A 14,941-nucleotide genomic window follows, 5' to 3' on the forward strand; every position below is an offset into this window, starting at 1 on the left:
CCCTATGCCTAAGATCACATCGCTTGAACTGTACCAATATCAAATTGATTTGAACATGCCATTACCCGTTGCAAAACAGAGGATTGATCATCGTGTTGGCATTATTGTGAATATGATATTAGATGATGACCAGCAAGCTTTTGCTGAAATATCCCCCTTAGCCGGTATCGATATTGAAGGCTTGCCTTTACAAGGATTCAGCCATGAAACCCTTGCCCAAGTCAGTGCTGAACTCACCCAATTACAAATCGCACTTATTGGCAAAGACGTGAATGAACTTAATACCGCCATCGCTAACAGTGCATATCCTTCGGTGCAATTTGGGTTAAGCGTGTTGCTGGCAAAATGCTTACATCAATTTCCTGCTAGAGTGAAAACTCAAGCCAATATTCCATTGCTTTACCCTGGCTTATCTGCCACGGCGATAGATAGTAAATTGGCCGACTTAGCCAATATAAACAGCGTAAAAATCAAAGTCGCCCAAACCGATATGGATAGCGAAATCGCATTTGTGCACCAGGTATTGGCACGTAAGCCGAGTTTAACCCTTCGACTCGATGCTAATCGTGGCTTTACCCTCAATCAAGCAGTCGACTTTTTAGCCTGCTTACCCAAAAAACAAATTGAGTACGTTGAAGAGCCCTGCTTGCAGCCTAGCGACAATATTGAGTTGTATAGACAACTTGGAATTAAATACGCTCTCGATGAATTTTTGCTCACCGCTGATTTAGACTTCGATAAACTCTTACAAAACCAACCCGGTATTGGAGCATTTATTTTAAAACCTATGCTGCTAGGTTCATTAAGTCGGATGCAAGAGATTATCAGCCTTGCCGATCATCAAGGTGTGCGCTGCATTTTAAGCTCAAGTTTAGAATCAGATGTAGGCATCACAGATTTGGCGTTTATCAGCCAAGCACTCACCCCTGATAGCCCTCCAGGGCTTGATACCTTAAGCGCATTTAGTCAGCGTTTGTTAGATGAAAATGGTCAGTTAAGGCTTAATAAACTCAAATCGCTGCAAGGCTAAACTGACTATGATGTTATCTTTGGTGCAACAAGCGGCCCTAAAATCACCTGATAATGCTGCTGTGCTGCTTGAAGGCAAGCCAATCACTTACGCTCACTGGGCGGCACATATTTCTGCGTTATCTGCAAGCTTGCAACAACAAGGCATAATGTCAGGAACCATTGTTGCAGTGATAATCCCTACCCCCCTTAACGCCAATAACAGCGAAAATAATGATTTAGCGCAGCATACCTTTACAGCCATGACACTTTATTGGGCATGTGTTGATATTGGCGCGATATTTTTCCCCATCAACGGTCGCTTTTCGGTAAATCAAATAGAGCAGCTAATTAAGCGCTTTCAAATCCACTTTATTTGGCAAAATTGTAAAATAATAGCGCGAGAACACCACCCTGGGTTAATTGATTTAACGCAAAACATCTCGACTAACGCGGTACTCGACAATGATCGGCCTACTTATACCGAGCAAAGAGTCAACCCGCACAAGCCGGTTAATATCATTTTGACATCGGGTTCCAGTGGCACACCCAAAGCGGCCGTACATGGGTTAATCAATCATATTGCCAGCGCTCAGGGTTCAAGCCGTTATATCCCCCTGCACCACAACGATCGTTGGTTACTGTCATTACCCTTGTTTCATATTGGCGGGCTGGCCATCGTGAATCGCTGTGCGCTTGCATCAGCATGCATTGTGATTAAATCAAGTTGCATCACCTTGGCGCAGCAACTTGAACAAGAAGCGATTACCCACGTATCTATGGTGCAAACGCAAGCACTGCAGATTCTGCAGCAAGCACCACAGGCATTAAGCGCATTAAAAGCGTTATTACTCGGTGGCGGTATTATTGAGGCTGCATTAATTGAAGCCCTAGCACAGAAAAAAGTAAATGCTTACACTAGCTATGGCATGACAGAAATGAGCTCGCAAATCACCACAGCAAAAGCCAACTTACATCAGCATCATGGTCGCCCTTTGCCTAATCGACAATTAAAGTTAGTTGATGGTGTTATTTGGGTGAAAGGCGAGTGTTTGTTTCAAGGCTATTTGAGTGTCAATGCGCAACAGCAATATCAGTTAGATTTGCCTGTCGACGAACAAGGCTGGTTTTGCACACAGGATCGCGGCCAATTAAATGAAAAAGGCCAACTCATCCTTCTCGGCCGAGCGGACAATATGTTTATTTGTGGTGGCGAGAATATTCAACCAGAAGAAATTGAATCCGTGTTACTGCAACACCCTTTGGTCAGTAAAGCGATAGTATTTGGCCTTGCCGATGACAAATTTGGTTTATTACCCGCCGCAATAATTGAATATCAGCAAGATGCATTACCCGCAAACATTGAACAGCAACTGGCTCAAATGGTGTCACAACAATTAGCGAGTTTTAAGCGCCCGCGATATTTTTATGTTTGGCCAAATATCCCAATGGATGGCCTTAAAGTTAACCGTAAACGCATTATTTCAGAGGTATTAAGTCGCGCTCATCAATCAACAAATGGCTAAATCATCCGTTCTTTACTTAACCGGATGTGATGGTTACCCACCATCCTCATTGCCAAAAAAGAGGCAGTAAAAGCGCTGACAACTTAAACCTGTCAGCGCTTTTACATTAGCAATTAATCCCCATCATAATGCATAACTGTTCGTTGTAATGGGTGCAAACACATGATAACAGCATTCATTTTTTAGATTGTAGAATAACAACTTATCATAAAAATCAGCCTTGTTATCTGGTGTTTTTCCTTGGTAATTACTGATCACTTATTGGCAGTAATTGGTAGCACAGATGCTTAAAACTTTGTTTGGAACGCCAAACTAAAATGTCTGCCTTCTCCTATTGTCACATCCGTATTAGTGCCGCCAGCAAGGTATTCTGTATCAAATACATTTTTCACATTAAAGCGGACGCTCATATCGACATTACTGACCACAAACGTATATGCAGCACCAAAATCGAATCGGACATAATCCTCTTTAATAATGGTGTTTTGAGTATTGGCAAACCGCTCGCCCACATAAACAGCACCAAAATTTAGCGCTAAAGCATCACTCACTTCATAGCGTGTCCACACATTGGCTGACCACTCAGGCGCATCAACAGGCGTTTTTCCATCTAAGTTTTGAGTATCTGCAGCACTGGTGATGTACTTAGCATCTAAATACATCATTGAGCTGGTGATAAACAGATTGTCGCTCAGTTCACCCTGGGCGCCCATTTCAAAACCACGATGATGCTGCTTACCATTTTGCGTGGTGATATATTCTTTATCGCCAATAGGTTCTGCCAGTTGCTCCTGCACAGTCACATTGGTCACCGTGGTATCAAATATGGCTCCCGTTAATAATAAGCCGCTATCAAATAGCTCCCATTTTGTCCCTAGCTCAAATTGCTCACCGTATTCAGGGTTTAAGTTCATCCCTTCATTCACGTCATTGTCACTAGTGACGATTGATTGTGGATTAAAGCTTTTTGAGTAGTTCACATAAATACTGCCGTTATCAGCGGGTGAATATATCACCCCTAATTTAGGCGATATTGAATGGCTATTTTCCCCCTCGCCCTCTTTTTTCTGCTCGTCATAACGCATCCCTGCCAATAACTGCCACTGCGGGTTAATGGTAATTAAATCTTGTATATAAAAACCATAATGCTTGTAGCTTGTTTCACTATTAACCTTACCTTGGTGATAATCTAAATCCGGTTGCGGCACAGATTCACCCGGCATAATATGTTGCTTCTTCTCGCCATCATGGCGTTTTTGACCGTAGTAATAATCTAAAATATTCGCACCAATCAGCAACTGATGATCAACACCCAGAGCGGCAAATTCTCCAGTGAAATCCATATAGGCGGTTTTATGCTGCCAATCATCATGACGGTCAAACGCACTAATATAGTACCCATCTTCAAATGGGTTTTCTGAGCCCGTCATTAATGAAGGTGAAGAGTCTAAGCGTTGGCGAGTAAAGGTTTGATGGTTGTAACCGGTTTTCATTTTCCAATTATCACTTAAATACCAGCTCAAATCAGCACCAAGGTTTTGCACATGATTATCGGTAAAAGCCCATGACATATCCCAAATGTCTTCACGGTCACCGATTAATTCGCCGCGACTATCTAGCCACCCACCGCGGTCAATGCCGGTTTTGTCATCGGTATAATCATATTTAACCGATAGTAATACATCATCGGTTAAATCGAATTCAAGATTAAGATACCCTAAAAATCGATCGCGCTCCTGCTGGCTATTATCATCTTGATATTCCCGCCAATAACTGGTGTCTTGTTTGACAAGAACGCTGCGATAACGAATGGTTTGATCATCGTTTAAGCTACCTCCAGCATCTAATTGCACACGGGTTGAACCATGCTCATCAGTATCCAGTTCAACATTAAATAGTGGGTCATAAGTCGGCTTTTTGGTCACCATATTAATTAAGCCACCTGGGCCTGATTGGCCATATAACATACTTGAAGGACCTTTTAGTACTTCAACCTGCTGCAGGGTTTCGATAGGTTGCACATAATGTGAAAACTGCTGCTGACCATTAATTAAAAAACCGCTACCAGAATCCAGCTCGAAACCGCGAATATTAAATACCTGACGGTTCCATTTCTCACTGCCACTGGTCACACTTGAGTCATTCACCAGCACTTCAGATAAATTAGTGGCAAGTTGTTCATCAGTCACAAAGCTTGGGATCACGTTTACCGATTGTGGCGTATCCATTAGGTCAATATCACCTCTCATCGCGCCAGAGGATGAGCCGACTTTATAATTATTAAAGTTCATGCCCATAATTTGGATACGTTCAATATTTAATGACAAATCCTCACCGTAAAGGTTACTGGTAGTTTTTGATGACGTTGGTGCTTGCTCCTCAGCAAAAACAACCACGGAAAGTAAGCTACTAATAACGGCGATTGCAACTGGTGATACCTTCATTTATTTACCCTAACGTTAAATTTAACTTTTGCTCAAAACCATATGAACATTAATGATAGTTATTATCATTACCATTTATTGTTGAGTAAAATAGATTTTCAACATTCAGATAATTAATGTGATATTCATCATTAACCATTGATAAACAACATATAAAATAAAACATAGACTACCAAAAAAACACAAGCAACCACACATAAAACCAACAATAAACCAAAAGGTGTTACACCTGTCGCAGACTGTAAATATTTAGAAGATAACATTCGACAATCCATTCGACTGGCTCACATTTTTACCCATCTTTACACTTCTTTAATTGATGAATCAAATGAGATTAATTATCATTCTCGAAATTTCATCCATGACGTTCAACATCACCTTGCTGCTAAGCAATTTCATGCATTCATCAATTAGCGCTATAACACTTTGAGAAAGTAAAATATGAAAGTAGTACCGGCTTTAAAATGGTTTCATAACTGGGTAGGTTTTTTTATCAGTATCACAATGCTTATTGTGCTGACGACTGGGGTATACCTAGGGGGTATGGACATACTTAAACGTATAGATGATCACGGACAAACGTTTGTCGCCCTCAATACTGCTGAAAAAGCACAAACACTACAAACCCTATTTGAACGCTACCCCCAAATGAGCTCTGTGCGTTTTCCAACGGAGCACACTCCCTATATTGAAGCCGCCACACGTGGTAAATCTATCGCACTGGACACTCAACTGAATGAGCTAGCGATACATGCCAACCATGACATTCCGTTCTACAGCACGATGTTTTGGTTACACCGCAATTTTTTATTGGCCGATGTGGGAAAATATACCAACGCTTGGGCATCATTAGCTGGCGGAGTCATTATCTTAGTTGGCATATACTTATGGTGGCGGGTGCGTAAAGCTTTTAGATTAAAACACAGTATTCCAACTGATACGCGCTCAAGCAGTTTGGTCAAGAGCCATATTCAACTCGGTTTATTTATCTCTGTTCCGCTATTTATTTTATGTATGAGTGGTTTTTTAATCACCTATAAAGGACTGTGGACTGGCTATTTACAACACCACACTGAAGAACCAATAAACTACCCTAGCAGCAAACCCAATGACTGGCTTAGCCAACTCGAAACCGCACAAAGCATATGGCCACAAGCGATTCTCGTTTCAGTTAATAAACCCAGAGTATCAAGCGAAGAAAACATCGAACCCACGGATTTGATCTATAGCATTCGCTTCGATAGCCACAGCGATGTGTGGTTAAGACAGGCTGACAATATCACCATTAACTTCAACACAGGTGAAATAGCATCAGTGTTAAAGCACAGTGACCGTGAATTGTCAGGACAAATCGCCAGTTTTGTTAGGCCGCTTCACGATGCGCTAAACATGCCGCTTAGCTACGTTATATTAATTACTTCCATCTCAATGGTGTCGATATTTATTTTATTATTCAGTAGCGTCACTTTTTATAGAAAAACTTTTAAGCCAAAATCTGCAGCGCGTTAATCTGAATAACCTCACTCTTAAAAAAATAGCGACCACTTGGTCGCTATTTTTCAATCACAATGAGTTAATTTTTGATGACGGCTTTCGCAGTGCCTGCAACAGAGTCGTAAACGATTTTAATATCAGCCTGATTACGATTACCCGTGTCTCCCAAGCTGCGCAACACATAACTGCATTGAGTTTCACCGTCTGGGTTGACGTCCGCTTGATGGCGATAGGATTCATAATCACTGTCATTATTACTGTTGGCAATCGATACCGAAGGTGGATTGGTTAACAGTCCATTCCATAAATCCACGCACCCTTGCTGACCACGTCCAATATTTTTAGGTTGGCCCATGGGATTGCCTTTATCGGAACCCAGAGGATAACCCAATCCATTAATATCGAGATCATTATTACCAAAACCCGGTAAATCATTCATCGCACGTTGATTGCCCAGTATCTGCCAACGGCTATGCACGAAGGTTAAACTCTGCTGATACGCCGCAGCGGTAGCTTTAACATCACTGATGGCGGCATCACGTTTAATGTCGAGGTATTTCTGCGCGGCAATTACGGCCAAAATCGCCAATACAATAATCACTACCACAAGCTCTATAAGAGTAAAGCCGTGCTGCTTTTGACGAATGTGAAACACTGTGCCATCCCATCTTCAGATACAAGATTAATACTGTAACATCAAAACCATACAAAACAAAAAACGCGCTCAGTAGGCGCGTTTTCATCAAACTGACTGGTAATCTTACGCGTAGGAATGCTCGCCATGCTGGTGATCGGTAACATCACGTACACCAGTTAATTCACCTGGGAACATATCAAGTAATTGCTTTTCGATACCATCCTTTAACGTGATATCAACTTGTGAACAACCATTACAGCCACCACCAAATTGCAGCACCGCGACACCTTCGGCCGAAATTTCAACCAACATAATGTTGCCACCATGGCTAGCAAGCTGTGGGTTAATTTCTGATTGAATAACATATTCAATACGCTCGGTTAATGGCGCATCATCAGCCACTTTACGCATTTTGGCATTTGGGGCTTTTAAAGTTAACTGCGAACCCATTTGATCAGAGACATAATCAATGGTGGCATCTTGCAGAAAAGGCACACTTTTCTCATCAACCATCGCCTTAAAACCATTAAAAGGTAGTTCCATGTCATCATCTTCTACCGCATCTGGTGGGCAATAAGATACGCCACACTCTGCTTGCGCGGTACCAGGGCTGATAACAAACACACGAATATGCGTGCCTTCGGCTTGATCAGCTAACAATTTAACAAAATGCGCCTGAGCTGCTTCGGAAATGGTAATCATAAAACCTGCTCCGTCAGGGTATACCTGAGTAAAATAGTAAGAATTAGCGCTATGATACTCCGTGTTGCATTTTGTTTGTAGCCCTCATCGTGTTTGTTGTCGAAAAAATGCGATAAATCACACCCTTTTAATGGCACTTATCGCCATTAGGCATTAAGGTTATGCCATTCTGGCTTGATTTATTGATATTGATTACCATGACTTTTATTCGTTTATTGTGTGTACTACTCACCAGCTTAATGTTGAGCGCCCCGCTGGGAGCGGAGCCCGCGCTATCCAAACTTGATTTAGCAATGGGCAACGTTCAGCTAGATAAGCGCATCACCTCGCCTGAAGCATTTTTAGGGTATCCGCTAGGAAAGTGGCATTTACGTCATGATCAAATCAATTTCTATCTCAAAACCTTAGCCGGTCAAAGTCCAAACGTCTCTTTAGACAGCGCAGGTTTCAGCCATGAAGACCGTGAACAACTCACAGCGGTGATCACCTCAGACAAAAATCAGCGTAATTTAACCCAAATTTTGCAGCAACGCAGTGAAGCAAAACAAGGCCTTGCCCAGCAAGGGCCTCTGGTCATCTGGCTGGCCTATTCCATTCATGGTGACGAAGCAAGCGGTGCCCATGCTGCACTCGCTTTTAGTTATTATTTAGCCGCAAGTCAAGAACCTTGGGTGAAGCAACTATTAGAGCAGGCCATAGTGTTAATCACCCCAAGTCAAAACCCCGATGGATTCGACCGTTTTGCAACCTGGGCTAACAATCATCAGGGCCAAACTATTGTTACGGATGAAAATCATCGTGAGCATTGGCAAGATTGGCCAACGGGCAGAGGTAACCATTATTTTGCAGATTTAAACCGTGACTGGTTGTTTTTACGCCATAAAGAATCACAAGGTCGAGTGGCATTTTTCCACAAATGGCAGCCGCATTATGTGGGCGATTTTCATGAAATGTGGCATAGCCAATCTTACTTTTTTCAACCTGGGGTGGTAGATCGCATCTATCCATTAACGCCAAAAGCGAATCATGAACTCACCGAAAAACTCGCTGATTTTCACCGTAAAGCCCTAGATGAGGCCAAACAGGTGTATTTCAGCGGTCAATTATTTGATGATTTTTTCTATGGTAAAGGCTCGACTTACCCTGACATCAATGGCTCGGTAGGCGTATTGTTTGAACAGGCCAGCGCCCGTGGACAAGCACAAGCCTCTGCTAATGGCACGGTAACGTTTCAAACCGCTATTGCAAACCATTTTGCCACCTCAATTTCAAGTGTGCAGGGTGCATTAGCACTAAAACAAGCGCTTATCGATTACCAAACCGCATTTTTCAGCGACAAACAACCTAAAGACTCAGCGCGCAGCAAAGGCCGCTTAATCCGCGCATTAAACGATCCCGCTCGCCGCGATGAACTGATTAATTTATTCCGCCTACATCAAATTCAATTTAATTACTTAACTAAATCATTATTCCATTCAGGGCAAGAGTATCGCCCTATCGACAGTATTTTTGTTGCTGATAATCAGCCGCAGCAAGCGTTATTAAGCGCACTGTTTGATAAACGAACCGATTTTATAGATCCGACATTTTACGATATTTCTACCTGGGATATTGAATCGGCTTTAGGCTTAAATGTGGTCCCCAATGTCACCCCAGATATTGATGTGCTGACCCGTCGCCCTATGCAATATCATCAACTTAATTTGAATAACACCACAGCGCCGCCATGGCCGCAAAACAGCGTGGCGTTACTGGTTAATTGGCAGCAATCACCAGCAAGCGGATTTGTGAATCAATTGCTGGCAAAAGGCGTGCAAGTTAAGTTTTCTAATCAAGAATTTAGTCTTAAGCAAACCCTGAACAAACAAACGGTTCAGAAAAAATTTGTTGCTGGTAGCTTACAAATTCCCTTAAAACAAACAGGAAAAAGCATAGCCGAAGTGAGGCAACTCACCTGGGAAGCCGCGACAAAATGGCAAGTAGAAGTGATCGCTACCGCAAGTTCAGCTAACTTTTCCGGCATCGATTTAGGGTCTGACGATTTTGCCACCATCAAACCTGTTATGCCCATGATCATAAGTGGTTATGGCAGTGATGCTTTTGAAGTCGGTGAAATTTGGTATCACTTAGATAAAAAACTGTCTCTCCCCGTCAGCTTAGTCAATGCCGAGCGGATCGACGGCCTTGATTTAAGTCGTTATACCCATGTATTTATGACGGAAGGTAACTTTAGCAGCATGAACGATGTTAGCGCCCGTAAGCTAGGTCAATTCGTGCAAAATGGTGGCGTGATTATCGCCCAAAAAGCGGCGTTAACATGGCTGAATAAACGCAATGTGTTAAGCCAAGAAGTGCAAACCGAACGTTATTACCACAAACTGTTTAACAGTGATGGCTTACGCTTTAGCGATCAAGCTGCCTTTAAAGCTAAGCAGCATATTGGCGGTGCCATTGTTAACCTAACCTTAGACACATCCCATCCATTAACTTTTGGCATGCCTAGCACAGTTGCTGTGATGAAAAACAAACCATTGGCATTTGAAACCAGCTCTCCGCCTTTTACTGTGGCAGGACATTATCAAGATAAATTATTGTCTAGTGGTTATATGGCACAGGAGTATCAGCGGGCGTTTGCCAATAAGCCTGCCATGATAGTGGAGCGAAAAGGTAAAGGGGCGATTGTGGGATTAGCCGATAATATGATGTTTAGAAATATCTGGCTAGGCAGCGAGAAAGTTTACGCCAATGCCTTGTATTTTATTCAGGCGACACCCTAAACCCGCTCGCGTAACTCAGGGGCTTCCGCACGGGCGAGACACCATGCCTGACTCGCAATATGATGCTGTCTTAATAACAAGGCCATCTCATTCACCGTAGTGCCAGTGGTGACAACATCATCGACTATCGCCACATGTTGGTAGGGAGAGTGAGCCCCCAAGGCTTTTAAAGGCGATTGAAAAACGTTAAGAGCAAACGCCTGATGGCAATTATCCCGGCGCTGTTTGCCATCCAGCCCAGCTTGTGGCGTAGTGTCTTGGCAGCGGAAAATAAATTGATCATCCATAGGGATATCTAACAAATTGCTCAATTGCCTTGCAATCAACCAAGCCTGATTAAAGCCTCGCAGGGCTAACCGATTGGCATGTAATGGCACCGGAATAATCACCTGTGGCAAATCAATCAGACCATAGTTCGCAAGTTGTTGTATTCGATATGCTAATTGCTCTGACAAGACATTCAATGCCGCCATTTGACGTTGATATTTAATTGCACTCACCAAGTGACCAAATCCCTGATGATAACTGCACGGGGCAATCACTTTAATAGGCAGCCTCGCCATACATTGACCGCAATACTCTTGCAGTCTTGTTAAGGGTTTAGCGCACCCTAAACACACTTCAGTCTGATACAAACCACTGACTAAACACGTTTGGCAAATGCCGGTTAACATCCTTCGTGGAAATGTCTGTTGATAGCCTTGTTGCTCAATCCTTTGCTGGCACAGCAAGCAGCGGTTAGGTAAACTACAACGCAATTCGAAGCTGAAATGATGTAATAACTGACGCATTTTTGCCAGCAAGGGAATGGAAGAGAGACCAACATCCTTGTCATTTTCGTTGTAATTGAAACATTTATTAGCCATTTTCACTATTCATTCCATTAAATAGAGGCAAAGCATTTGACTCACCCAGCACTGTATATAAATACCCTAGGTGATGGCCAAGATATCGTGTTACTTCACGGTTGGGGGGTTAATGGTGCGGTATTTGAACCCTTAAAACAAGCACTCAGTCAGTATAGAGTGCATTACGTTGACTTGCCCGGTTTTGGTGACAGTCCCATGATTGAGGGTGATATTCATGACTGGGCCTCGGCACTCATTCAACAACTGCCAAGTAACGCCATTTGGTTAGGCTGGTCCCTAGGTGGTCTTGTCGCCACTCAAATTGCGTTAAATTTTCCCGATAAAATAAAAGCCCTGATCACAGTGGCCTCATCGCCCTGTTTTATGGCGCAGACGACTGAAACGCCTCAAGCTTGGCCGGGTATTGCGTCTGAAGTGTTAGGGCAATTTTCCACTCAGTTACATCACAACCTAACCAAAACCGTTGAACGTTTTTTAGCGATTCAGGCAATGGGCAGTGAAACCGCTAAAACCGATATCCTCAAAATAAAATCATTGGTATTGGCCAAGCCGTTACCGAGCGAGGCGAGTCTTCAACAGGGTTTAGCTATGTTAGCCGAGGTTGATTTACGATCTCAGTTAGCCAATATCACAATGCCTTGGTTAAGAGTATGGGGCAAGTTAGATGGATTAGTGCCCCGAAAAGCAATAAACATGCTGGCCAAAAATTCAAATGTGGAAGACATCATTTTAGCCAAAGCCTCACATGCGCCGTTTATTTCGCATACCGATCAGTTTATCGAGCACATAAGTCACTGGCTGAACGCGCTTAAGCCCTAATATCACTTTCACAACCTGATACAATTGACTATAATTCAAACATATTGTCGGTAACGCATCCATCTGTGGATGTTAAATTTATGCCTAAATACTGACAGAGGTGATTGACTATGTTGATTAATTCTCACTACCCACAAGTACCTTTAGCAACCAGCAATGTTGCGACGGATCTTGCGCGAGTGGATAATCAACAAAAACCACCGATCATCCCGCCGCAACAACCGACACAAAATCATCCAGAACGCGCCTATAATCCACAAAATGAGCGCGTACCCGCTTATAAAATTGTTGAGCAAAAACAGCAGCAACAACACGCTAACAATCAACAGCAAACGGCCCAACAAGCAATACCGAGTCAGCCCGTAAGAGTCATTGCTAGCAATACTCCGACAATTCAGCGCAAAGACATTCGTATTAAGCTGGCGACATCGGCACAAACAGAAACCACCACGCCAGAGAATAAAAAAGCAGCAAATCATGCCTCAACACAAGATGCTGCTTATTTCCAATTGGTACGCCAGCATGTTAGCCAATACTATGGCCAACACAAAACCTGATCAGTTATCGCATCACTCACCTAGCACTAAATCACTAATCTAGGACTTAGCAGAAAACGTGGTTAGCGGGATTCGGTCTCAGTCACTTGCTTAGGTAAACTGAACCAGTGCTGATTATAAGCGGCACTGCCCCATAACGCCCACCCTAAGGCATTTTCTGCCTGTTGAGTATCAAGCTCTCGTGACGCTAAGGTTTCTTTGCTGAAATCATATACAAAGCTCTTTGCTGGTTGTTCAGGTTGCAAAATGGTGACATCTTTACCTTCCAAAAGCGCAAAGTTTTTATCATATTGCATCATCGCTCTACCCTGCCAATCTGAGGGTTGCTGGGTTAAATCTCGGCCCAACATAGGATAACTTCCTGATATTCCGATCATCGATAACAAGGTTGGTGCCATATCTATTTGACTAACCACCCGAGGATCGCGCTTTGCTTCAACGCCGCCACCCAAAATTAACCCTGGAATTCTAAAACGTGAAATAGGCACTAAGCTGGCACCACCTACACGACTGTCATGATCCGCCACCACCAAAAACAAAGTGTCGTTCCAATAATCGGATTGTTGAGCTTTCTTGAAAAACTCACCCACAGCGTAATCGGCATATTTCACCGCATTGTGCATGGTGTATTGTGGTTGTTCATATAGCTCAATACGGTTATCAGGGAACTCATAGGGATCATGGTTACTAGAGCTAAACACTAAGCTAAAGAACGGCTTACCCTGTTTGTGCATTTCAGTAAATTCATCATGGGCTCGGAATAATAAATCTTCATCAGAAACCCCCCAAGATGCTACAAACGTAGGATTTTTATAATCGTCTTGATCAATGATTTGGCTAAAGCCATTCCCTAAAAAGAAACTACGCATGTTGTCAAAATGGCTTTCTCCGCCATAAATAAACTGGGTTGAATACCCCTGACGCTTCAATAATTCGGCAATAGTAAAAAAGTTCGTTTGGCTTTTACCTAACTTCACCACGGCCCGTGCTGGGGTTGGCGTAAAGCCCGTAGTAATCGCCTCAATACCGCGGACAGAGCGCGTTCCTGTGGCATACAGATTTTCAAAAAACCAACCTTGAGTAGACAATTCATCGATACTCGGTGTTAAGGGTAATCCACCTAAACTGCCAACAAACCTTGCGCCTAAACTCTCCTGTAAGATAATCACCAAATTTTTAGGTTTACCCTGATAAGTGGCTTGGTTAAAGGTTAGACTTGGAAACTCAGTAGAGGTGAATGCCTCGGCAGATCGGCCGCTTTGCTGGCGAATGATCTCGATTATTTTTTGCTGTTCTAACTTACCGTAGACTTTAGAAGCATCTTGCTCATTGCCCATTTGTTTAATCGCAAATGTTAATGAGTAGCTTGAATTTAACAGTAATGAATTGACCAATGGATCATCAGAAAACGCCACCAATGATGGATTTAATGGACGATGCCCCAGTGCTGAGCGCGCGCCTAAAATGGTGATACAAATAACAATCACCGCAAGCACCGGACGCCAATACCAACGAGGAAATCTAACATTACGGGTTAAATAACCAGATAAACGCCAACCGCCGTATAGCGTCACCACCGAAACCACTAGGGCTAAAAGTAGCTCTAATTTTCTTCCGGCCCACAACATCGACAACACTTCTTTAGGATAAATCAGATACTCGACATACAAGCGGTTAGGTCTTAACCCATATTCTTGAATAAATGACGGGGTGGATATTTCGAGGAAAACAATGAGCCACAAGCCAAGTGTTAACCAAACACGTAATAACACGGTCCACAGCTGGCCGATAACATGCTTGCCTGAAAACAAAGCTGTACCTAGCCCAGCAATGCCCAATAGCCAACATAGGGTGGCAATATCAACACGTAAGCCTTGTAAAATAATATGCGACCAGCCTTGGGCATCATTCACTCGGTCTAATTGCCACAACGACAAACCTAGGCGGCTAACCGTGGTTACCGCTAATATAATTAATGCAAATATCACAATAGCTTTAAAGCTATGCTGTGATTTAGGGTAACGTGCTGATTTTATATAGTCTTTATTCGACCCAAGGGAAAATACTCCCATAAATGGCTCCAGTATCTTTGTTATTATTATTGATGT

Annotated in this window: 11 protein-coding genes; 6 read left to right on the forward strand and 5 right to left on the reverse strand. The window is 42.9% G+C overall.

Going from position 1 to position 14,941, the window contains the following annotated elements; genetic code table 11:
- Positions 1-4: 4 nt before the first annotated feature.
- Together menC and menE are read left to right on the forward strand one after the other, a co-directional pair.
- The gene (gene menC / locus OHT75_RS06415; protein ID WP_264725664.1) at positions 5-1,030 is read left to right on the forward strand and encodes an o-succinylbenzoate synthase; all 1,026 of its coding nucleotides are present in this window, start codon (positions 5-7) and stop codon (positions 1,028-1,030) included.
- 7 nt (positions 1,031-1,037) lie between these two features.
- Positions 1,038-2,534 (forward strand): o-succinylbenzoate--CoA ligase, encoded by a 1,497-nt coding sequence (menE, locus tag OHT75_RS06420; RefSeq protein ID WP_264725665.1) that lies wholly within the window; start codon positions 1,038-1,040, stop codon positions 2,532-2,534.
- A gap of 287 nt (positions 2,535-2,821) precedes the next feature.
- Here the strand turns inward: menE and OHT75_RS06425 are convergent, their stop codons facing one another.
- Entirely contained in the window at positions 2,822-4,978 is a 2,157-nt protein-coding gene (locus OHT75_RS06425) for a TonB-dependent siderophore receptor (protein ID WP_264725666.1), read from the reverse strand.
- 441 nt (positions 4,979-5,419) lie between these two features.
- Here OHT75_RS06425 and OHT75_RS06430 point away from each other — a divergent pair, with 441 nt between their 5' ends.
- Positions 5,420-6,487 carry a PepSY-associated TM helix domain-containing protein gene (locus OHT75_RS06430; RefSeq protein WP_264725667.1) on the forward strand — a complete coding sequence of 356 codons (1,068 nt, stop codon included), beginning with the start codon at positions 5,420-5,422 and terminating at the stop codon, positions 6,485-6,487.
- A gap of 64 nt (positions 6,488-6,551) precedes the next feature.
- Here the strand turns inward: OHT75_RS06430 and OHT75_RS06435 are convergent, their stop codons facing one another.
- Both OHT75_RS06435 and nfuA read right to left on the reverse strand, forming a co-directional pair.
- Positions 6,552-7,127: a type II secretion system protein gene (locus OHT75_RS06435; RefSeq protein WP_319803628.1), complete on the reverse strand. Its 576-nt coding sequence runs from the start codon at positions 7,125-7,127 to the stop codon at positions 6,552-6,554.
- Between the two features lie 105 nt (positions 7,128-7,232).
- Positions 7,233-7,811 (reverse strand): Fe-S biogenesis protein NfuA, encoded by a 579-nt coding sequence (gene nfuA, locus OHT75_RS06440; RefSeq protein WP_264725668.1) that lies wholly within the window; start codon positions 7,809-7,811, stop codon positions 7,233-7,235.
- A gap of 161 nt (positions 7,812-7,972) precedes the next feature.
- Here nfuA and OHT75_RS06445 point away from each other — a divergent pair, with 161 nt between their 5' ends.
- Entirely contained in the window at positions 7,973-10,588 is a 2,616-nt protein-coding gene (locus tag OHT75_RS06445; RefSeq protein WP_264725669.1) for a M14 family zinc carboxypeptidase, read from the forward strand.
- Here OHT75_RS06445 and OHT75_RS06450 read toward each other — a convergent pair.
- Entirely contained in the window at positions 10,585-11,454 is an 870-nt protein-coding gene (locus OHT75_RS06450) for a ComF family protein (protein WP_264725670.1), read from the reverse strand. The two genes, OHT75_RS06445 and OHT75_RS06450, sit on opposite strands and share 4 nt — an antisense overlap.
- A gap of 36 nt (positions 11,455-11,490) precedes the next feature.
- Here OHT75_RS06450 and bioH point away from each other — a divergent pair, with 36 nt between their 5' ends.
- Together bioH and OHT75_RS06460 are read left to right on the forward strand one after the other, a co-directional pair.
- Entirely contained in the window at positions 11,491-12,276 is a 786-nt protein-coding gene (bioH, locus tag OHT75_RS06455; protein WP_264725671.1) for a pimeloyl-ACP methyl ester esterase BioH, read from the forward strand.
- 110 nt (positions 12,277-12,386) lie between these two features.
- A complete protein-coding gene (locus OHT75_RS06460; RefSeq protein WP_264725672.1) occupies positions 12,387-12,833 on the forward strand; it encodes a hypothetical protein in 447 nt (148 codons plus the stop codon).
- Between the two features lie 62 nt (positions 12,834-12,895).
- Here OHT75_RS06460 and OHT75_RS06465 read toward each other — a convergent pair whose 3' ends face one another.
- Positions 12,896-14,905: an LTA synthase family protein gene (locus OHT75_RS06465; protein ID WP_264725673.1), complete on the reverse strand. Its 2,010-nt coding sequence runs from the start codon at positions 14,903-14,905 to the stop codon at positions 12,896-12,898.
- Positions 14,906-14,941 lie beyond the last annotated feature (36 nt).

This window comes from Shewanella subflava, assembly GCF_025971955.1.
In the GTDB taxonomy this organism is placed as follows: Bacteria; Pseudomonadota; Gammaproteobacteria; order Enterobacterales; family Shewanellaceae; genus Shewanella; species Shewanella subflava.